The following is an 18,690-nucleotide window of genomic DNA, read 5'->3' as shown; positions in this document are numbered from 1 at the left end:
ACGGATGTTCGAGTTTTACCTGAAACGCTGGAACCTGCAGGTCGATGGCGCGCCCATCGTCACCCCTGGCAGCCACTTGTTGCCGGTGCGCCTGGACGATGCGCCGGCGATGCTGAAGATCGCCCTCGACGACGAGGAAAAATACGGTAACCGCCTGATGGTCTGGTGGGCCGGGGAGGGTGCCGCCCGGGTCTACGCGCACCATGGCGATGGTTTGTTGATGGAGCGGGCCATGGGCCGGCGCTCGCTGATGCAGATGGCCCTGGCCGGCGAAGACGACGAGGTCAGCCGGGTCGTCTGCGCCAGCCTGGCACGCCTGCATGCGCCACGCGCGACGCCCTTGCCGCCGCTGTTGAGCCTGCAGGAATGGTTCAAGGCCCTGCGCCCGGCCGCCCGGCGCGAGGGTGGGGTTTTCCTGCGCTGCCTGGCCACGGCCGATGAACTGCTGGCTACCCCTCGGGAGCAGGTGGTGCTGCACGGCGATATCCATCACGACAATGTGCTGGATTTCGAGGAACGCGGCTGGCTGGTGATCGATCCCAAGCGGGTCATGGGCGAGCGCGGTTTCGATTTCGCCAACCTGATCTGTAACCCGGACCTGGCGACCAGCAGCGATCCGCGGCGCTTCACCCGCCAGGTCGAGGTCATCGCCCAGGCCGCCGGGCTGGAGCGCAAGCGCCTGCTGCAATGGGTGCTGGCCTATACCGGGCTGTCCGCCGCCTGGTTCCTGGAGGACGGCGACGTACCCAGCGCGGAACACCAACTGCAAGTGGCGGAATTGGCCATCCACGCTCTGGAAGGCGCGGCCTAGGGGTTTTGGCAGGTCGATCTATGGCGAAAGGCTTACATGCGCTGGTTGCTATCTCGCCTGTTGCCGATTGGGCGACAGGCTTAATCTTCACCCACCAACTGCAGCGCAGGACGCGCTCAGGGTCATGGATGACCGACCATGTGCAAGGATGCAGCGACAGGATGTCGTAATGGTCTTGAAAAAACCCCGCTTCGGCGGGGTTTTTTTTCGCCTGTGGAAAAGCTAGAGGTGGCGGGTTTCCTCCGGCACGTTGCCCCAGTTGTCATGGCGCCCATCGGCGTAATGCACCGGGGCCGCAAGCAGTTCCTGCAGGTCGATGTCATCCAGGGTCATCACTTGCACCGCGACATAGTCGCCGCCGATCTCCTGCACATGACCGCGCCCGAAGGGGCGTACGCCGCAATGCTTGCAGAACAGATGATGGGTATTGCCGGTGTTGAACTGATAGTCGCTCAGCGCCTGTTCGCCACTGAGCAGGCGAAAGGCCTTGGGGGCGATGATCGCGTTCCAGTTGCGGGTCTTGCTGCAGATCGAGCAATTGCACTTGTGGGTGCCCTGGCTCAAGTCGATCTCGGCTTCATAGCGCACTGCACCGCAATGACAACTGCCGGTGTAAGTCTTGTGCATGGCAAGGCTCCTGAGGGAAGGCTGGGCCAGAGTGTAGAAGCTGCCCGGACATTAGCGGGAAAACTTTTTGATTAAGGCCAGTAGCCAGTATTGAATGTGCCCTGCTTAGATTAAAAAAGTTCCGATAAGAGCATGTAAGTTCGTCCGTTGGGTAGCGCGAAGGGCCTACCAGAGTTGGTAGGTTTACAAGCGTCCGATTGCAGATAGAGTTTCAACCAGAAGACGGGTTCTGTCCCACTACAGGTTCTTTCTGTCAAAAACAGGCAGAAAGTATTTGTCATGCGGGGTGGGCGATTTCCGGGTTCAGTTCGTCACCAGGCCGCTGCTCCGGGTGCTGCTGTTTTTGTCGTGCATCATGTTTTGTTTTTTAAGTTCGAACAGCCACGAATACAGTGCGCGTCTTTCTCGTCGTGCCCAACTTATAAAAACTGCCTTTCATGCTGAAGTTCACATTCAAGTGAATCTCTGGCGTGTCTGGGTGGTTGAAAAGCCAAAGGTCCCCGCACTTATGAAGCATGTTCTTGTGGTTCGTTATTCGCAAAGCGGTCAGTTGAACGACGTGGTCGAAAGCCTGATCTCGCCCCTGCGTTCGACGCGGGAGGTCAAGGTGCATGAGATGGTGCTCAAGCCCCGGGTCGCCTATCCGTTTCCCTGGCCGGTGGGCCGGTTTTTCGACGTGTTTCCCGAGACCGTGCAGCTCAGCCCGCCGGCCATCGAACCGCTGCATACCGATCATCCCGGGCCCTTCGACCTGGTGATCCTGGCGTATCAGGTCTGGTACCTGTCGCCGTCGCCGCTGATCACCGCGTTTCTCCAGAGCGCGGAAGGCAAGCGCCTGCTGGCCGGGCGCCCGGTGGTCACGGTGATCGCCTGCCGCAACATGTGGCTGATGGCCCAGGAGGCGGTCAAGCGCCTGCTGCACGAGGCCGGCGCGCGGTTGCTCGACAACGTGGTGCTGACCGACCGGGCCAACACCTTCGCCACCCTGATTACCACGCCGCGCTGGATGTTCACCGGCAGCCGCGAGTCCTTCCTCGGCCTGCCCAAGGCCGGGATCAGCGCCGAGGATGTCCAGGGCGCCGCACGTTTCGGGCGGGCATTGAATGCCGCCTTGCAGGCCAATAAAGAGCAAGCCGAAGGGCCGATGCTGGCAGGGCTGGGGGCGGCGACCGTCAACCCCGGGCTGATACTCAGCGAGCGGGCGGCCTATAGAGGCTTCAAGTTCTGGTCGGGAATAATTTGCCGTTTCGGCAAGTATGGGCAATGGCTACGGCGACTCTTGCTGTGCCTGTTCATCGTTTATCTATTACTGGTCATCTTGACTGTCCTGCCTGTTTCACTGGTGTTACGCCGTTTGCTTCATCCCTTTATCCGGACGCGGCTCGATAAGTTACAGCGTTATTACGAGCAGCCGTCCGGTTCGCAACTAAATCTTGAATCCGAAGGGTGAAATCATCATGAGTGAATTGTTTGTCTATATCACGAAAACATCCACTTATATGCCGGGAGAGGCAGTGGATAACGATACGATGGAGAGCATTCTCGGGTATGTAGGCGGGCGACCTTCGCGGTCTCGGCAAGTAGTGCTGCGTAATAACGGAATCAAGCAGCGCTATTATGTGCTGGACCCGCAGACCGGTATTCCCCGTTTCACTAACGCGCAAATAACCGCCGAGGCGATCAAGGGCCTGGTGGGCGACGGCTTTACCCTGGACGCCATGGAATGCCTGTCCACCGGCACCACCATGCCGGACCAGTTGATGCCCAACCATGGCGTGATGGTGCATGGCGAACTGGGCAACAAGCCTTGTGAGGTGGTGTCCACCGCCGGCATCTGCCTGGCTGGCCTCACCGCGCTGAAATATGCCTACCTGTCGGTGCTTGCGGGGGCCAGCCGCAATGCCGTGGCCACCGCCTCGGAGGTGCCTTCGCCGGTGCTGCATGCGCGCAATTTCGATGCGGAAAACGAGGCGCTGGTGGCGCAGATGGCAGCCCGCCCGGAAATCGCCTTCGATAAGGATTTCCTGCGCTGGATGCTGTCCGACGGGGCCGGGGCCTTCCTGCTCGAGAACCAGCCACGGGCCGGCGGCCTGTCGCTGCGCATCGACTGGATTGACATCTTCTCCTACGCCAACGAATTGCCGACCTGCATGTACGCCGGCGCGGAAAAGGCCGAGGACGACAGCCTGATCGGCTGGAAGCTGCTGACCCCGGAGGAGTGGGCCTCGCGCTCGATCTTCGCGATCAAGCAGGACGTGCGGCTGCTGAACGAGAACGTGGTGAAGTACACCCTCGGCAAGCCGCTCAAGGAGGTGATGATCAAGCGCAACCTGTCGCCCGAGGCCATCGACTGGTTCTTGCCGCACATGTCATCGGAATACTTTCGCAAGCCGATTGCCGAGTGCCTGGAAAACACCGAACTGGCGATTCCCCAGGAGCGCTGGTTCACCAACCTGTCCGAGCGCGGCAACACCGGCTCGGCGTCGATCTACATCATGATCCACGAACTGCTGGAGTCTGGACGCCTGCACAAGGGGCAGCGCGTGCTGTGTTTCGTCCCGGAAAGCGGGCGCTTCTCCGGCGGCTTCATGCACCTGACGGTGGTCTGAGGCGCCTCGCCAAGGCGCAAGAACCCGGTGGCCGGCGCGGGTCGGCCACTGTTTCGTGGTACGCATCCAACTGCAAGGGAATGAATATGGAAACCCTCGAACAACGCGTGAAAAGAGTGGTGGCGACCGAACTGGCCGTCGACCTGGCGCAGATCGGCAACCAGGACTCGTTCGTCGAGAACCTGGGAGCAGACTCGCTGGCCCGGGTGGAACTGGTGTCGGCCCTGGAGGCCGAGTTCGACCTCACGATCCCGGACGACGCAGCCGATGGTCTGCAGACCGTGCAGCAGGCGATCGACTACCTCCGACAGGCCAGTGAGCAAGCAGTCCCGGCCTGACGCCGGTTCATCGAAGATGCGGCCAGGGCTCAGCTGGCCGATAAGGTTGCCCTGGTCCGCATCTTTCTTCAGCTTCTGTAAGCGCCGTCTCAGGCCTGCTGCCACTGCGCCACGACCCTGTCGACGATCTCGCCGCGCTGCTGGATGGAGTTCGCCGCGAGCCGCTGGGCTTGTTCCACCACCGCTTTGGGCGCTGTCTCTGGGCTACCGGCCGCGAACGGCGGAGCCGGGGCGTATTCCAGTTGCAGCTGGACCCGCTGCGCCGTTGCATCGCCGAACAGTTCGCCGGCCAGGGTCAGGGCGAAATCGATCCCGGCGGTAATCCCGCCACCGCTCAACAGGTTGCCATCGCGCACCACGCGTTCCTGTACCGCGATCGCCCCCAGAGTCTCCAGCAAATGGTGGTAGGCCCAATGGGTGGTGGCGCGCCTGCCCCGCAGCAGCCCGGCGGCGCCAAGCACCAGGGAGCCGGTGCAGACCGAGGTGACATAACGCGCCTGCTCCGCCTGCTGGCGGATGAAGTCGAGGGTCTGCGGGTCTTCCATCAACGGCCCGACACCGGCGCCACCGGGGATGCAGATCACGTCCAGCGGCGGGCAATCGGCGAAGCTGGTGGTCGCCTGCAGCACCAGGCCGGTGCTGGCGGTGACCGGCCCGCGCGCCTTCCAGACCAGATGCACCTGCACGTCCGGCAGCGACGCGAGCACATCGTAGGGGCCGGTCAGGTCGAGTTGCTGGACGTTGGGGAACAACAGGAAACCGATCTGCAGCGTCATGGGGTATCTCCCTGGAGAAGTTCGAAGGTGTCCGCTCTTATGTGGCTGGACGGTTCGACTCTAGCGCCCTAGGCTTTGGCGAATACGCCAACCTACCCACGATTTACGCCAATCATGTCCCAGACCGCCAGAACCGTTCATGTACTGACTTTCGTCAACGCCCAGGTACTCGACGTCACGGGCCCGCTGCAGGTGTTTGCTTCGGCCAACGACCTGGCGCGGCACAAAGGCCTGCCGCTGCCCTACGCGGTGAATGTGATCGCCGCGGGCGACGGGCCGGTGACCACCTCGGCCGGGCTGGCGCTGCTGGCCGAGCCCTTGCCGGCGCCGGGCACGCTTTGCGACACCCTGGTCATCGCCGGCGGCTGGGGCGTGTACGCCGCGGCGGAAGATCCGGCGCTGGTGGCCTGGGTCCGCCAGCAGGCGGCGCTGGCGCGGCGGGTGGCGTCGGTGTGCACCGGAGCGTTCCTGCTGGCCGCCAGCGGCTGGCTCGACGGGCGCCGGGTGGTCACCCACTGGACCCGCTGCGAGCAACTGGCGCGGCAATATCCGCAGCTGCGGGTGGAAGCCAATCCGATCTTCATCAACGAGGGGCCGGTCTGGACCTCGGCCGGCGTCACCGCCGGTATCGACCTGGCCCTGGCCCTGGTCGAGGCGGACCTGGGGCACGCCATGGCGCTGGACGTGGCCCGGCAACTGGTGGTGTTCCTCAAGCGCCCGGGCGGCCAGTCGCAGTTCAGCGCGACCCTGGCCCTGCAAAAACAGGGCAGCCGCTTCGACGACCTGCACGCCTGGATCGCCGAAAACCTCGGTCGCGACCTGAACATCCCGGCCCTGGCCGAGCGGGCCGGCATGAGCGAACGCAGCTTTGTCCGCCACTACCGCGCCGACACCGGCCAGACCCCGGCCCGGGCCATCGAGCAGATCCGCGTGGAAAGCGCCCGGCGCCTGCTCGGCGACAGCGGCGTGGCGATCAAGCGTATCGCCGTGCAGTGTGGCTTCGGCAGCGAAGAAACCCTGCGCCGCAGCTTCCTGCGGGTCGTCGGCGTGACGCCGCAGGCCTATCGGGAGCGCTTTTCGCCGGAGGGGGAGTCAGGCTTCCAGTAGCTCCAGCAACGCCTGCAAGGTGGCGTGCGGCGCTTCCTGCGGCACGTTGTGGCCGACCCCGGGCAAGACCCGGCGCTGGTAAGGGCCAGTGAACAGGCCGATGTCTTCGTCCTCTTCGCTCGCCGGGCCGACCCCGTCATCGCCGCCGCACAACGAGAGGGTCGGCACGCGGATCGGCGGCTGTTGCGCCAGGGCCTGCTCGATGTGTTCCAGGCTCGGGTCGCCCGGCGCGTACATGAAGCGATGCCGGTAGGAGTGGATCACCACCTCGACGAAGTCCGGGTTGTCGAACGATGGCGCGCTCCGGCCATAGAGTTCGCAGCCGCGATCCCAGGTCGGCGACCACAGTCGCCACAGCAGTGCGCACAGTTCGCGACGGTTGGCGGTCAGGCCGTCGACCCCGCGTTGGGTGTGGAAGTAGTACTGATACCAGAGCCGGTGCTCGGTCTCGGGCGGTCGCGGCTGGGTCGAGCGGGCAATGTCCTGGATGTTGTAGCCGTCGGCGCTCACCAGGCAGCGCACCCGCTCCGGCCACAGGGCCGCGACGATGCAGGCGGCGCGACCGCCCCAGTCGAAACCGGCGAGGGCGGCCCGGGGGATCTCCAGGGCGTCCATCAGGTCCAGCAGGTCCTGGGCCAGCGCCGCCTGTTGCCCGGAACGCAGGATGTCCGGGCCGGCGAAACGGGTCGGGCCGTAGCCGCGCAGGTACGGCACTATCACCCGATAGCCGCGCACCGCCAGCTCGGGGGCAATCTCGTCGTAACTGCGCGGGTCGTAGGGAAAACCATGCAGCAGGATCACCGGCTCGCCGTCGGCGGGGCCGTGGTGTTCGTAGGCGATGTGCAGGGACGGGGTCTGGATGTACTGGACAGAGAGCGAGCTGTTCATGACGGATCCGGCGACAGGGAAAACAGCAACCTTAGCTCAAACTGCATGCCTGGCCAGTGTCGCGCCAGGACCTCGTTCGTGGGCTTTGCCCTGATGGCATGAAGCGCTGACGAATGCTTCAGACCTCAGTCAGCGGCTACAGGAAGGCGAGCTCGGCGCTGGTCGTGAGGTGCTTGAAATGGTGCTGCCACAACCGCACGCCCAACTGCCCGCTGCGGTCCAGTGACGAGCCTACGGTCAGGTCGGTGATCAGCGTCGGTTGCAGGCCGGCGTCGAACAGGGCGAAGCCGGCGGCGAGCACGCAGGTGTCGGTCTGGATGCCGCAGACCAGCACGCGGTCCGGGGCCAGGCTGCGCAGGTAGGCAATGGTGTCCGGCGTGGGGGCGTAGCCGTGCTTGATGAACACGCGGTCGGCGGCGACCAGGCTGTGGTCATCGGCGGCGGGGCACCAGCCGAGCTGGCGGACGAAGGGCGTGCGACTTTCGTCATGACGCTCGACGGTGGCCACCGAGGGCAACTGGCCGAGCAGGGCGTTGATGCCGTTCACCAGCCAGTCCGGCGGGTTGAATGAGGGTTGCACATCGATGATCAGTAATACCTGGCGCATGAGATTCTTTATACAACGCTTGATAAAGCAGGTGGTGCTTCATCGTTGGAGCATTCTGCCCTCGGACGCGATTGCAGGCGAGGGCTGAAAGTCGTGCATCCGCGTTCCGAGAAGCTGTTCGACCCTACAACAGCACCGCCAATGCAGTGGATGAGGTGACGATACTCCTGGAGCCCATGCCTGCTTCAGTCAGCCCCAGGTGCCGTGGACTCCTTTCGATGGCGATTCACTGCCGGGCCGGATCGTAGTGCCACCACCAGGCAATGCTGGGGATGTCGATCGTCCCGAAGCGATCGTCCGGCAGCGTTTCGGTAAGTACGCCACCCTGATAGGCCGCTGCTCCGTCGACACCATTGAGATAGCGGTAGCGCGGGTTCTCGCTGATCCACTCCAGTCCACCACGCCAGTAACAGTCCAGGCTTTCGATATAGGCGGCGACCTCGGGCGAGGCCTGTGACAATACCGATGCCCGCAAACGCAGGTACAGGCCGGCTGTCCTGTCCCGCAGGCTGAAGGCTTGAGCCAGGGCCTGGGCATGAGAAACGCCATGCTGTTGGCGAATCAGCGAAACGATATTGTGCTGGCGGTCTTCAGGTTCGCGTTCCAGCTCTTTGGCATAGGAAAAGAAGTCGCTTTCCCAGACGATCATCATCCCGGCCATTTCACTCAACGCACACAGACGCCGGTCCTCGACATCGGACTGACTGATCTCAACCAGTGTGCTCATATGGCCAAACGTCGGGAAAACCATGCCGCCGCCGGAGCAGAGCCTTAGCAGCACGCACTCGCTCAAGTTCGGCCGCGGGTTGACCAGCTTCCCGACCTCGACCATGAAGTAGCCGCGCTGAGTATTGACGAAGCGCGAAACATGCAGCGCAGTGGTGTACCGATCCAGCCGTCGACGAATATCGCGCAGGGCCATGGCGTAGCGGTTTTCAGGAAAGGCAGGGACCTCGGGCGACTCGATCGCGCGTTGCATCTGCTGCATCGCGGCGATCGACAGCTCGGGCCTTTGGCTCATCAGGCCTTCGTCGCAATACTCATCGTCGAACGAGAAGGCCCAGAGCACATAATCCGACATGATCTGTGCGATCTCAGGGGTCGCGGCACTGGGGTACATCAGCGCGGCCAGACGCCCGCAACCGATCTTGCTCAGCCGCTGGCGATGCTGTTCGTCACTGTAGAGTTGCCATCTGTCCATCCACTCCCTGGTACTGGCTTCAAGCCTTTCGCTGTACGGATAGATCCTGTAGGGCAGGGGGCAAGCTATAGGGGGCAAGGTCAACGTACTCATAGAGAGTCTCCCGGGCGACTCGGCTGTTTCACGATCACGCTATAGGTCGAGACCTTGTTCTTGAGCAGCGCCACCGACCAGTTTTCTGCCAGTACCCGCAACTCTTCCAGCGCGCCCGTCACGCCATGGGGAAACAGCGCCTTGTTTTCGATATTGGCCTTGGCGTCCATCAGCCAGTGCACGACATCGATATTGGCGGGCAGCACGCGTATGTCCTGGAGGGCGAAACCGCTCTGCTCCAGTACCTGGAGAAAGTACTGCGGCGTCTTGCGGTGCTTGCAGGCCAGACGATCGATTTCATCCGGGATATCGGAGGTGTAGGTCTGGGGATCGGTGTTGTAGAGGTTGTCCGAGATAATCACGCTACCCCCTTCGCGGACCCGGCTGGAGAGTGCGCGCATGGTGGTTTCATACAGGGCGTCGGGGAAGTGCGAGATCACTCCGCGAATGATTACCAGGTCGTAGGGTTCGTCGGCGTCGGGCAGCAGCTCGATGTCCTTGGCGTTGCACAGATAAAGGCTGATCCGCTCGGACAGGCCTTGCTCGGCGTGGAACTTTGCGCAGAAATCGAGCTGGCGATGGCTGACGTTCACGCCTTCCAGGCGCCGGCATTCAGGAAAACGCTCGGCCAGATACTTGAGGATGTAACCCCAGCCGCAGCCGATATCGAGGATGCGCCTGAGCGGCGGGCGGTCCGGCTCTTCCAGGCCGGCCAGTTTCAGTTGCCGTTCGAAGTAGCGGATCCCCGACTCGTCGAGGCTGATCGGTTGCGGCGAGCGCGGATCGTCGTAGATGCCGAACTGGAACAGCAGGTAATCGCCAATCGCCTTGCGCCAGTCATCGGGGCTGTCGCGATAGGTGTACACGACCTTTTCCTGATAGGTGTCGACACTGGAACCCTGGATGATCCGGTAGGGCAGGCGGGGATCATAGGTCTCGAGAGGCTGCGTGGCGGCTTGAGTGCTCATTGCGATCTCCTTGTGTACGTTCACGTTATGTTCTGGCGCGCGGCGAACGGTTATCCGCAGCCGCTATGGGGGCATAGTGATTCCCTTGTGGGTGGCAGAAGAGGTGCCTACCGGTTGTTCCGCGCGAGTGTTTGCCAGTCGCGTATGCCGGCCAGTCCTGGGGTTTCGAACAGCCTGCGAAACCACACGGTGAAGCTGTCCGGCGCCGTGCCAATGCGTTCTGGAATCTCGGCCAGGTCCAGCCACTGCCAGGCGTGGGCCTCTACGGGATTGGCTTGCGGATCGACGTGACTGATACCGGCGAACACATGGTCGTATTCATGCTCGATGAGTTGGTTCGACACCTGTTCGCGGTACAGCAGGGTGGCGACTTCCAACAGTTCGCAGGACAGCCCCATTTCTTCGCGCAATCGGCGTCTGGCGGCAGCGAGAGTCTGTTCGCCGTGGCGCGGGTGGCCGCAGCAGGTGTTGGTCCACAGACCCTGGGAATGGTATTTGCCGAAGGCACGCTGTTGCAGCAGCAGCCGGTCGTGGTCATCGAAAATGAAGATCGAGAACGCTCGGTGCAGCAATCCTTGCTTGTGGATAGGTAACTTGTGCGCTGTGCCAGTTTCATCGTCATTGGCATTGACGAGAATAAGTGTTTCTTCCACAGACAGACTCCATGACTTCGTCGCTATTGGAGGTTATTACTGGTCAGACTACGTAGGAAATATCAGACACTTTCATTTATCGACAACGAAATTTAATGCTGGTTATTGACTTTTTCAAGTCATTCGTTGCAAGAGATAGTGCTTGGATTAAATGCGGGAAAGTTGAATGGTTTGCAGCGTCTGTTGTATGCGTTTGGGCGGATCCTTATATGGAGTTTCGCGCTAATTATTATAGCGAATTGTTCGGTTTTCATGCCTTTGGAGTTTTCTGGGGCGCTGGCCTCGGCGGGCTGTTGGGCACGCTGGAAAGGGTGTTGGGATGCGGTTCTCTGGATGTGATGCACAGCGCAAGCAGTTGTTGGAAATAATGGTAGTGCAGCGGTCGGCAATAAAATGACGCAAGGTCCGATATAAGCTCATATGGGACGTAAGTTGTTGTAAGTATGGCGAGAGCAAACGGGGTGGTGTAACTAAGGCTAGACAAGTTGAATGATGATTGAGTACCTGCCAGTTCTCGGCGCTACCGGCGCTATTGGCGACAGTGATTTTTTGGGGAGTATTGGCGCTTTAGCCCTTGCAGCAACAGGTTCAGGTTTGCGAGGGCCTGTCGTAGTCGGTGCCGGATGTTTGTCGTGGGCAATCCATAATGCAGCATCCACCAGGCTGCCGTTGATCAGGCGTGCCAGTGCCTGGATCATGCGTCTCGCTCTAAAGAGGTGTCCGGGATCATTAGATCCGTTGGAACTCGTTCCTACAGCGGACTGTGTTAGGAGCGAGCTTGCTCGCGATGAACGATGACGCGATCCGCCTTTTTTCCGCGGGTCAAGGCTGCCAGAGGATCTTCTCGCCACTGAGCCGGCGATCGAGAAAACTCGCGGCGCTGATCAAGGCCAGGTGGGTCAGTGCCTGGGGGGTGTTGCCCAGGTGCCGGGCATGGCTGTCGAACTCTTCGGCGTACAGCCCCAGCGGGTTGGCGTAGCGCAGCAGTTGCTCGAACTCCAGGTGGGCCTGGTCCAGCCGGCCGGCGCGGGCCAGGCATTCGACGTACCAGAACGAGCAGGCGGCGAATGCGCCTTCGGTGCCGGCCAGGCCGTCGATCTGGCTGTCTTCGTTGCGGTAGCGGTAGACCATGCCGTCGCGCACCAGGGTCTTCTCGATGGCTTCCAGGGTCGCCAGCCAGCGCGGGTCGCGGGCGCCGACGAAGCGCACCAGCGGCATCAGCAGCATCGAGCCGTCCAGCGCGGTGCCGCCCCGGTACTGGACGAAATGCCCGCGTTCCGCGTTCCAGAAGTTGCTCCAGATATCGTCGTAGATCGCCTGGCGGGTCTGGTCCCAGCGGGCGAACGGCGCCGGCAGCGAGCGCTTCGAGGCGAGGCGGATGGCCCGGTCCAGGGCGACCCAGCACATCAGCCGCGAATGCAGGAAATGATGCTGCTCGCCGCGCATTTCCCAGATGCCCACATCCTCGCCGTCCCAGCTGCTGCAGACCTGATCCACCACGTCCACCACGTGCTTCCAGCCTTCGTGGGAAATCGCCTCGCCGTATTTGTTGACCAGGTACACCGCGTCCAGCAGCTCGCCGAAGATGTCCAGCTGGACCTGTTCATAGGCCTGGTTGCCGATACGCACCGGCGTCGCGCCACCATGCCCGGACAGGTGCGGCAACCGGGTTTCCGGCAACTGCTGGCGGCCGTCGATGGCGTACAGGATATTCAGCTTGGCCGGCTGGCCGCGGCAGTCGCTGACCCGCCCGCGCAGCCAGCGCATATAGGCGTTGGCCTCCGCGACGAAGCCCAGGCGCATGAAGGCGTAGACGGTGAACGACGCGTCGCGGATCCAGGTGTAGCGGTAATCCCAGTTGCGCTCGCCGCCCGGGGTTTCCGGCAGGCCGAAGGTGGCGGCGGCGAGGATCGCCCCGTGCTTGCGCGAGGTCAGCAGCTTCAGCGCCAGGGCCGAGCGGTTGACCATCTCGCGCCAGCGGCCGCGGTAGTTGGACTGGCCGATCCAGTCGCGCCAGAACTTCAGGGTGCGTTCCAGGCACAGCTCGCTGCCGCCGGTGACCAGCCGCGGATCGTCGAGCCCGCCCAGCATGAATTCGGCGCTCTGCCCCTGTTCCAGCTCGAACTCGGCCACCGCCGCCTGCCGGTCGATGCGCAGGGGCTGGCTGGCGATTAGGCGCAGGCCCGGCTGCCGCTCGGCCTCGAAGCACACGGCGTCGCCGTCCAGCCGCGCCCGGGTGGTGGCGCGGGCATAGTCATGGCGCACCGCGCAGCGCAGGCGCAGTGTGGCGCGGCCGCTGACCACCCGCACCCGGCGGATCAACAGCGACAGGTCGTCCTCGCTGTCGCCGATCGGCAGCAAATCGGTGACTTCCACCACGGCCCGTTCGCTCAGCCAGCGGGTCTGCAGCACGTTGCTGTCGGGCAGGTAGATCTGTTCGCGGCGGGCGTCGGGCAGGTCCGGCGCCAGCTGGAAGATGCCGGCGTCCGGGGTGTCGAGCAGCGAGCAGAAGATCGACGGGCTGTCGAACTCCGGCCAGCAGAAAAAATCCACGCTGCCCTTGTCGTTGACCAGCGCGGCGCTGCGCAGGTCGCCAATGATGCCGTGGGCGTCGATCGGCGCCTGTCGTTCCGTGTCAGCCATGGTCGCGAAACTCCGGGTACAGGCTCATACCGCCATCGATCACCAGGGTGCTGCCGAGCACGTAGTCGGACGCATCGCTGGCCAGCCAGACCACGGCGTTGGCCACGTCCTTGACGTCGCCGATGCGCCCGTAGGGAATCAGTTCGAGCAGCTTGCGCTCGGCCGCGCCCTCGGTGGCCTTGCGATTGAGCGGCGTGGCGATCGCGCCCGGGGCAATGGCATTGACGCGGATGCGCTGGTGGCTGACCTCCTGGGCCAGGCTGCGCATCAGCATGTCCACGCCGCCCTTGGACGCCGCGTAGTTGACGTGCCCGGCCCAGGGAATCCGCTGATGCACCGAGCTCATGTGAATGATCTTGCCGGCGGCGCGCGACACGCCGGTGCGGATGCCCTGGCGATTGAAAATGCGCAGGGCGGCGCGGGCGCAGAGGAACTGGCCGGTGAGGTTGACGCTGATCACCTGGTTCCAGTCCTCCAGGGTCATGTCCACTGTGGCGGCGTCTTTTTGCAGGCCCGAGTTGGCCACCAGAATGTCGAGGAAACCGAAGGCTTCCAGGGCCCTGTCGAACAGGTGCTGGACCTGCTCTTCCTGGGAGATGTCGGCGCCCACGGCAATGGCCCGGCCGCCGCAGGCGTTGATGTCGGCGGCGAGTTTTTCCGCGGGCGCCGCCTGCCGATGGTAATTGAGCACCACCGAGGCCCCGGCCGCGGCCAGGGCGGTGGCCGCCGCGGCGCCGATGCCGGAACTGGCGCCGGTGACCAGGGCGACTTGTTGGTTGAGGGAGATCTGCATGATTGGTCAACCTGAAAAACTGTCGTTGACTGGTTGACTGACCTTGCAGGACAAGAGTTCAGCGGAGAATGATCACTCTTGTTTTGAACGGGATCGCTACTCGGGCTTCGAGTTCGAGGCGGTGGCCGCGGCGGCATTCAACTCTGCAAGTATCTTCTGGTGATCCATGAACTTTATATTTGGAAAACGCTTCTTTGCTATTTCCAGGATGCGAGGCTGTATATCAGCGTAGTTTTTTATTGTGCTATGGAACACCAAGTAGCAGCTGTCAGTTGCCTTGCTCATGATTTGATAGATGTCAGCATCCACGAATTCTTTCAGGCGACTATATCCAAGTTGATTTTTGTCGCCTTCGGCCAGTGTGGCTTTGAACCTTTCCTGAGCAGTTTTTTGCGCGGGCTCAAGCTTTTCTGAAACCAGTCTTGAACGCTCATTAATGGCGTTGACAGCTGCAATGTAGCTTTCTTCCGCGACAGATAACTCGAGCAGGGCCTTGCCGTGCTCTTCATGAAGAAAGCCCAGTTCGTTGAAATCAATTTCCACAATGTTCAGAGCAATCGGGCCTGCTGCCGGGGTACGTGCCCAACGGTGTTCGTTTAACTCGTTCTCTTTAAGGAAACTGTTATAAATTCCAGCGATCTTGTTCAGCTTTATTGCTATGCAGAATACGGCTTTTCTCAATGCCCTGACTTCAGAGTCCTCGAGTTTCTTGTTCTCGATGCGGGTGTTGTAGCGATAAGCAAGATAGGCCGCTATCAATACGCCAATGAGTGCGCTTGAGCCTGAAGTGAAAGAACTTACTGCGAGCTCATGAAGCCGTGGTACCTCTTTTTTCTCAATGGCCAGTTGCAGGAAGTACCAAAGATTCAATGCCAGCAGGGGCAGGATCAATCCTATGGCAATGAAAATGGAATTTTTGTTAATGAACGTGAGGGCGGACTTTATCGGACGCATGCTCTAAAAGGCTTTCTGTTATTTGTTTGTGATTGTGTGGTCGTTTTTGGGGCGGAGTACGTTCTCATGTAGAGGTATCTGTGGCAACGTGCACGATTTTGCAGAGACCTCGCAATGGCAAACCCTTACCGCGAACTGTTCAAGGCCCCCGGCAGTCGCGCTTTCGTGGTGGCGGGGATGATTGCGCGGATGCCGATGTCGATGACCGGCATCGGCCTGATCACCATGTTGGCCCAGCTCAAGGGCGGCTACGCGCTGGCCGGTGCGGTGGCGGCGACCTTCGCCCTGGCCACGGCCTTCTGCGCGCCCCAGGTGTCGCGCATGGTCGACCGCTTCGGCCAGGGCCGGGTGCTGCCGATCGCCGCCGGTGTGGGCGGCGGGGCACTGCTGGCGTTGCTGCTGTGCACCCGGTTGCAGACGCCGCACTGGACGCTGTTCCTGTTCGCCGCCCTGGCCGGCTGCATGCCGAGCATGCCGGCCATGGTCCGCGCCCGCTGGACCGAGCTGTACCGCGGCCAGCCACAGTTGCAGACCGCCTATGCCCTGGAGTCGGTGCTCGATGAGGTGTGCTTTATCGTCGGCCCGCCGTTGTCGGTGGGGCTGTGCGTGGCGGCCTTCCCCGAGGCCGGGCCGCTGGCGGCGCTGCTGATGCTGGCGATCGGCGTCACCGCGCTGGTGGCGCAACGGGCGACCGAGCCGCCGGTGCATCCCCATGAGGCCCGGCACGACGTGTCGATCATCCGCTCGCTGGAGTTGCAGCTGCTGGTGCTGCTGATGATCGCCATGGGCATGATCGTCGGCGTGGTGGATGTGGTCAGCGTGGCGTTCGCCCAGCAGCAGGGGCAACCCGCGGCGGCGAGCATCGTGCTGTCGGTGTACGCCATCGGTTCCTGCCTGGCGGGCATCGCCTTCGGCGCGCTGAAACTGAATATCCCGCTGCCGCGGCTGTTCATGTACGGCGGCATCGCCACCGCCGTGACCACCCTGCCATTGCTGCTGGCGAGCAATATCTTCGGCCTGTCCCTGGCGGTGTTCGTCTCCGGCCTGTTCTTCGCCCCGACCCTGATCGTCGCCATGGCCCTGGTGGAGAACATCGTGCCGCCGGCCAAGCTCACCGAAGGCCTGACCTGGCTGGTCACCGGGGTCAGCATCGGCGTGGCCATCGGTGCCGCCAGCTCCGGCTGGCTGGTGGATGCCTTTGGCGCGCGCAGCGGCTTCTGGGTGGCGCTGGCGGCGGGGGTGGTGGTGCTGGGAGCGGCGGTGCAGAGCTGTCGCCGGCTGACCCGCAGCCAGCCGGCGGTCGCCTGAGCCTTACCAGCCGCGCCCGGAGTTGACCCAGAAATTCACCGACAGCGAGGTGGACACCGACTGCACCTGATGGAACCAGCCCTCGGGCAGGAACAGCAGGTCGCCGGCCTCCAGGATGATCCGCAGGAAGGTCACGTCCCGCGAGGCTGGAAAACGCTCGTAGTCCGGTGCGTCCGGGTTGACCTCGCAACCGTCGAGCCCGCCCTGGGGCGCGGTCGACCAGGTGCCCAGCGCCTCACGATGATGGGGCGCGGCGAGGATGAAGGACTTCTGGCCCCAGACCTGGGCGAACAGGTTGTCGGTGTCGTCGCGGTGCAGCGGGGTCAGGGTGCCCTTGGGGCCGATCCAGATTCGCGGCGGGATGAACAGCGAGCGGTCGAAGTAGGGCGGGTACTGGATCTGCTCCAGCAACTGCGCCGGCAGGATGTTGTTGCCCATGTAGGCGGGCGGTTCGCCGTCGGCGTTTTTCGGCGCCGGGTTGTCCAGCGAGGCGATGAACTCGGCCATGGAGGTGGAGCGGAAATCGCGCTCGGTGGAAAAGGTCTTTTTCACGTAGTCGCCGTGGCGGGTGATGCCTTGCAGTTCGGCGAAGTGCACCAGCGACTCTTCGCGGCTGAGCTGGAACAGCGGCCAGTCCTGCAGGGCATCGCTGATCACCACGGGAATGCCCTGGGGCAGGTAATGCGTCCTGAACTCCTCCACCGACAGCCCGCTGCGCGGACGCCGTTCCACCGTGCGCTGGGTCGGCAGGCCGGCCGAGACTGTCTCGCTGTAGCGCGGCGGGGTGGGGTAGCGGGTGTTCATCTCGACTTTCTTTTCCAGCGCGCCACCGCCATGCCGGGCATGGTCGATGATCTGCGGCAGCAGCGTGGCCAGGCCCATGTTGCCGCCGATCTTCAGGCGGCCGCTGGCGAACAGCTCCTCGACGTTGGCGCTGCCGCCCATGATCCCGAGAAAGTCGGCCTGGGCGACCTCGATGGTGACGTCGGGCGCCGGGTGCCGGCCGGCTTCGGTGCGGCTGTGCGCCTGGACCTGTGACCAGAATGCCAGCTGTGGGCCGAACACGAATTGAAAGGTGCCTTCGATTCCCACGGCCCCGGCATTGGCGAACAGCTTTGACAGAATGGTCTGCAAGTCCACGGCGATCTCTCTTGTTGGTTGGTTTGATCTGCAGCAGGGAACGAAGGCTGTATCGGGAAATTTATGGGGACGACTGACTCAATGACGACCGGTCAAGCGAAGGGGATCTACTGTAGGAGCAGCCGGTCGACGCTCGATTGCTCGCGATGGTCGTTAACGATACTGCGTCTTAATTGGGTAAACGCGGCGTTCTCAAGTTCATCGCGAGCAAGCTTCGCTCCTACAGGTCGGCATTGGGCCGGTGGCGGCTACTAATTTGCCGGCCAGGTGGCACGTCCAGTCTTTACCATCATTTTTTTCAAGGGGAACACCGTGACCCAGCTGACGTTGCTGTGCCTGCCGTATTCCGGAGCCAGCGCCATGGTCTACAGCCGCTGGCGGCGCAAGCTGCCCGAATGGCTGAAATTGCAGCCGGTGGAACTGCCGGGGCGGGGCGCCCGTTATGCCGAGCCGCTGGCCACCGACATGCGCGAGCTGGCGCGGCAACTGGCGTTGGAAGTTCGCGCGGGCCTGCGTGCGCCCTATGCCTTGTTCGGCCATAGCCTGGGGGCGCTGCTGGCCTGCGAGCTGGCCCACGCCCTGCGGGCCCTGGGTTGTCCGGAACCGGTGGCGCTGTTCGCTTCGGGAACCGCGGCGCCGACCCTGCGCACCGACTACGACCGAGGTTTTGCCGACCCCAAGACGGACGAACAACTGATCGAACAGTTGCGCACCCTCAATGGCACCAGCGAAGAGGTATTGGCCAACCAGGAGTTGATGAGCCTGACCCTGCCGATCCTGCGCGCCGACTTTCTTTTGTGCGGTTGTTTTCGCCCGCTGCAGCGACCGTTGCTGAACTGCCCGGTGCATGTCCTGGGAGGCAAGGCCGACCGGGCCACCACCGAACAGTTGATTGGCTGGAGGAAGGAGACCCAGGGCAGCTTCTCCGTGGACATGCTGGCGGGCGGGCACTTCTTCATCCACGAACACGAAGCCAGGGTCCTGAGCCTGATCAAGGGCCACCTTGAGGTGCATCGTCGGCGTCACCAGCAACCGGAAACCGCGGCGGCCCTGTAGCCGCTGCCGCAGGCTGCGAACGGCCGGCACGGCCGCGGCGCTCTCGGTGGCCCCATCGCAAGATCGTCAAGCAAGGCCCTGCGGGCCTTATCGCAGCCTCGCAGGCTCGGCAGCGGCT

The 18,690-nt window shown here is 62.8% G+C and carries 19 protein-coding genes; 8 read left to right on the top strand and 11 right to left on the bottom strand.

Annotated elements, in window-relative coordinates; genetic code table 11:
• Positions 1 to 4 precede the first annotated feature (4 nt).
• The gene (locus tag J4E58_RS17865; RefSeq protein WP_087091774.1) at positions 5 to 811 is read left to right on the top strand and encodes an aminoglycoside phosphotransferase family protein; all 807 of its coding nucleotides are present in this window, start codon (positions 5 to 7) and stop codon (positions 809 to 811) included.
• Positions 812 to 1,033: 222 nt separating this feature from the next.
• Here J4E58_RS17865 and J4E58_RS17860 read toward each other — a convergent pair whose 3' ends face one another.
• Entirely contained in the window at positions 1,034 to 1,438 is a 405-nt protein-coding gene (locus J4E58_RS17860; protein ID WP_053262038.1) for a GFA family protein, read from the bottom strand.
• Positions 1,439 to 1,946: 508 nt separating this feature from the next.
• Here J4E58_RS17860 and darA point away from each other — a divergent pair.
• The 3 genes from darA (at position 1,947) to darC (ending at position 4,385) form a co-directional block, all read left to right on the top strand.
• Positions 1,947 to 2,888 (top strand): 2-hexyl, 5-propylresorcinol biosynthesis aromatase DarA, encoded by a 942-nt coding sequence (gene darA, locus J4E58_RS17855; RefSeq protein WP_087091773.1) that lies wholly within the window; start codon positions 1,947 to 1,949, stop codon positions 2,886 to 2,888.
• Between the two features lie 7 nt (positions 2,889 to 2,895).
• Positions 2,896 to 4,047, top strand: coding sequence for a beta-ketoacyl synthase DarB (gene darB, locus J4E58_RS17850; RefSeq protein ID WP_007921929.1), 1,152 nt, complete (start codon positions 2,896 to 2,898; stop codon positions 4,045 to 4,047).
• An 86-nt stretch (positions 4,048 to 4,133) separates the two neighbouring features.
• Positions 4,134 to 4,385, top strand: coding sequence for a 2-hexyl-5-propylresorcinol biosynthesis acyl carrier protein DarC (darC, locus tag J4E58_RS17845; RefSeq protein ID WP_053262036.1), 252 nt, complete (start codon positions 4,134 to 4,136; stop codon positions 4,383 to 4,385).
• A gap of 89 nt (positions 4,386 to 4,474) precedes the next feature.
• On the opposite strand, the gene inhA is transcribed toward darC, so the two are convergent.
• Positions 4,475 to 5,161, bottom strand: coding sequence for an isonitrile hydratase (gene inhA / locus J4E58_RS17840; protein ID WP_053262035.1), 687 nt, complete (start codon positions 5,159 to 5,161; stop codon positions 4,475 to 4,477).
• A 114-nt stretch (positions 5,162 to 5,275) separates the two neighbouring features.
• Here inhA and J4E58_RS17835 point away from each other — a divergent pair, with 114 nt between their 5' ends.
• The gene (locus J4E58_RS17835) at positions 5,276 to 6,268 is read left to right on the top strand and encodes a GlxA family transcriptional regulator (protein ID WP_087091772.1); all 993 of its coding nucleotides are present in this window, start codon (positions 5,276 to 5,278) and stop codon (positions 6,266 to 6,268) included.
• Here the strand turns inward: J4E58_RS17835 and J4E58_RS17830 are convergent.
• From J4E58_RS17830 to idi, 5 genes are all read right to left on the bottom strand, one after another.
• Positions 6,254 to 7,156 carry an alpha/beta fold hydrolase gene (locus J4E58_RS17830; RefSeq protein WP_087091771.1) on the bottom strand — a complete coding sequence of 301 codons (903 nt, stop codon included), beginning with the start codon at positions 7,154 to 7,156 and terminating at the stop codon, positions 6,254 to 6,256. The two genes, J4E58_RS17835 and J4E58_RS17830, sit on opposite strands and share 15 nt — an antisense overlap.
• 136 nt (positions 7,157 to 7,292) lie before the next feature.
• Positions 7,293 to 7,763, bottom strand: coding sequence for an isochorismatase family protein (locus tag J4E58_RS17825; RefSeq protein ID WP_007921939.1), 471 nt, complete (start codon positions 7,761 to 7,763; stop codon positions 7,293 to 7,295).
• Positions 7,764 to 7,989: 226 nt separating this feature from the next.
• A complete protein-coding gene (locus J4E58_RS17820; RefSeq protein ID WP_143481899.1) occupies positions 7,990 to 9,057 on the bottom strand; it encodes a terpene synthase family protein in 1,068 nt (355 codons plus the stop codon).
• Positions 9,054 to 10,025 (bottom strand): cyclopropane-fatty-acyl-phospholipid synthase family protein, encoded by a 972-nt coding sequence (locus J4E58_RS17815; RefSeq protein WP_087091769.1) that lies wholly within the window; start codon positions 10,023 to 10,025, stop codon positions 9,054 to 9,056. Before J4E58_RS17815 ends, J4E58_RS17820 begins: the two co-directional genes overlap by 4 nt.
• A gap of 107 nt (positions 10,026 to 10,132) precedes the next feature.
• Entirely contained in the window at positions 10,133 to 10,678 is a 546-nt protein-coding gene (gene idi / locus J4E58_RS17810; RefSeq protein WP_053262029.1) for an isopentenyl-diphosphate Delta-isomerase, read from the bottom strand.
• 95 nt (positions 10,679 to 10,773) lie between these two features.
• Between idi and J4E58_RS17805 the strand changes: the two genes are divergently transcribed.
• A complete protein-coding gene (locus tag J4E58_RS17805; protein WP_143481898.1) occupies positions 10,774 to 11,046 on the top strand; it encodes a hypothetical protein in 273 nt (90 codons plus the stop codon).
• Between the two features lie 454 nt (positions 11,047 to 11,500).
• Here the strand turns inward: J4E58_RS17805 and J4E58_RS17800 are convergent, their stop codons facing one another.
• The 3 genes from J4E58_RS17800 to J4E58_RS17790 form a co-directional block, all read right to left on the bottom strand.
• Positions 11,501 to 13,321 (bottom strand): glycoside hydrolase family 15 protein, encoded by a 1,821-nt coding sequence (locus J4E58_RS17800; protein WP_087091768.1) that lies wholly within the window; start codon positions 13,319 to 13,321, stop codon positions 11,501 to 11,503.
• Positions 13,314 to 14,114, bottom strand: coding sequence for a glucose 1-dehydrogenase (locus J4E58_RS17795; protein WP_087091767.1), 801 nt, complete (start codon positions 14,112 to 14,114; stop codon positions 13,314 to 13,316). The genes J4E58_RS17800 and J4E58_RS17795 overlap by 8 nt, the downstream gene beginning before the upstream one ends.
• A 96-nt stretch (positions 14,115 to 14,210) precedes the next feature.
• Positions 14,211 to 15,068 (bottom strand): hypothetical protein, encoded by an 858-nt coding sequence (locus tag J4E58_RS17790; protein WP_087091766.1) that lies wholly within the window; start codon positions 15,066 to 15,068, stop codon positions 14,211 to 14,213.
• Positions 15,069 to 15,182: 114 nt separating this feature from the next.
• Between J4E58_RS17790 and J4E58_RS17785 the strand changes: the two genes are divergently transcribed.
• A complete protein-coding gene (locus J4E58_RS17785) occupies positions 15,183 to 16,376 on the top strand; it encodes an MFS transporter (protein WP_087091765.1) in 1,194 nt (397 codons plus the stop codon).
• A gap of 3 nt (positions 16,377 to 16,379) precedes the next feature.
• Here J4E58_RS17785 and J4E58_RS17780 read toward each other — a convergent pair whose 3' ends face one another.
• A complete protein-coding gene (locus tag J4E58_RS17780; protein ID WP_087091764.1) occupies positions 16,380 to 17,516 on the bottom strand; it encodes a cupin-like domain-containing protein in 1,137 nt (378 codons plus the stop codon).
• A gap of 312 nt (positions 17,517 to 17,828) precedes the next feature.
• Here J4E58_RS17780 and J4E58_RS17775 point away from each other — a divergent pair, with 312 nt between their 5' ends.
• Positions 17,829 to 18,572, top strand: a complete 744-nt coding sequence (locus J4E58_RS17775) for a thioesterase II family protein (RefSeq protein WP_087091763.1) — start codon at positions 17,829 to 17,831, stop codon at positions 18,570 to 18,572.
• The last annotated feature ends 118 nt before the right edge of the window (positions 18,573 to 18,690 follow it).

The sequence above is a fragment of the Pseudomonas sp. FW305-25 genome, from assembly GCF_017351415.1.
GTDB lineage: Bacteria > Pseudomonadota > Gammaproteobacteria > Pseudomonadales > Pseudomonadaceae > Aquipseudomonas > Aquipseudomonas chlororaphis.
This window is presented reverse-complemented; position numbering and strand designations above follow the sequence as displayed.

What these genes read in the sequence shown, in the direction of transcription:
- darA (WP_087091773.1), top strand. Translation starts at nt 1,947, where the DNA reads ATGAAGCATGTTCTTGTGGTTCGTTATTCGCAAAGCGGTCAGTTGAAC.
- darB (WP_007921929.1), top strand. Translation starts at nt 2,896, where the DNA reads ATGAGTGAATTGTTTGTCTATATCACGAAAACATCCACTTATATGCCG.
- J4E58_RS17790 (WP_087091766.1), bottom strand. Translation starts at nt 15,068, where the DNA reads ATGCGTCCGATAAAGTCCGCCCTCACGTTCATTAACAAAAATTCCATT.
- J4E58_RS17860 (WP_053262038.1), bottom strand. Translation starts at nt 1,438, where the DNA reads ATGCACAAGACTTACACCGGCAGTTGTCATTGCGGTGCAGTGCGCTAT.
- J4E58_RS17785 (WP_087091765.1), top strand. Translation starts at nt 15,183, where the DNA reads ATGGCAAACCCTTACCGCGAACTGTTCAAGGCCCCCGGCAGTCGCGCT.
- J4E58_RS17830 (WP_087091771.1), bottom strand. Translation starts at nt 7,156, where the DNA reads ATGAACAGCTCGCTCTCTGTCCAGTACATCCAGACCCCGTCCCTGCAC.
- darC (WP_053262036.1), top strand. Translation starts at nt 4,134, where the DNA reads ATGGAAACCCTCGAACAACGCGTGAAAAGAGTGGTGGCGACCGAACTG.
- J4E58_RS17800 (WP_087091768.1), bottom strand. Translation starts at nt 13,321, where the DNA reads ATGGCTGACACGGAACGACAGGCGCCGATCGACGCCCACGGCATCATT.
- J4E58_RS17815 (WP_087091769.1), bottom strand. Translation starts at nt 10,025, where the DNA reads ATGAGCACTCAAGCCGCCACGCAGCCTCTCGAGACCTATGATCCCCGC.
- J4E58_RS17825 (WP_007921939.1), bottom strand. Translation starts at nt 7,763, where the DNA reads ATGCGCCAGGTATTACTGATCATCGATGTGCAACCCTCATTCAACCCG.
- inhA (WP_053262035.1), bottom strand. Translation starts at nt 5,161, where the DNA reads ATGACGCTGCAGATCGGTTTCCTGTTGTTCCCCAACGTCCAGCAACTC.
- J4E58_RS17795 (WP_087091767.1), bottom strand. Translation starts at nt 14,114, where the DNA reads ATGCAGATCTCCCTCAACCAACAAGTCGCCCTGGTCACCGGCGCCAGT.
- J4E58_RS17835 (WP_087091772.1), top strand. Translation starts at nt 5,276, where the DNA reads ATGTCCCAGACCGCCAGAACCGTTCATGTACTGACTTTCGTCAACGCC.
- J4E58_RS17805 (WP_143481898.1), top strand. Translation starts at nt 10,774, where the DNA reads ATGCTGGTTATTGACTTTTTCAAGTCATTCGTTGCAAGAGATAGTGCT.
- J4E58_RS17820 (WP_143481899.1), bottom strand. Translation starts at nt 9,057, where the DNA reads ATGAGTACGTTGACCTTGCCCCCTATAGCTTGCCCCCTGCCCTACAGG.
- J4E58_RS17865 (WP_087091774.1), top strand. Translation starts at nt 5, where the DNA reads ATGTTCGAGTTTTACCTGAAACGCTGGAACCTGCAGGTCGATGGCGCG.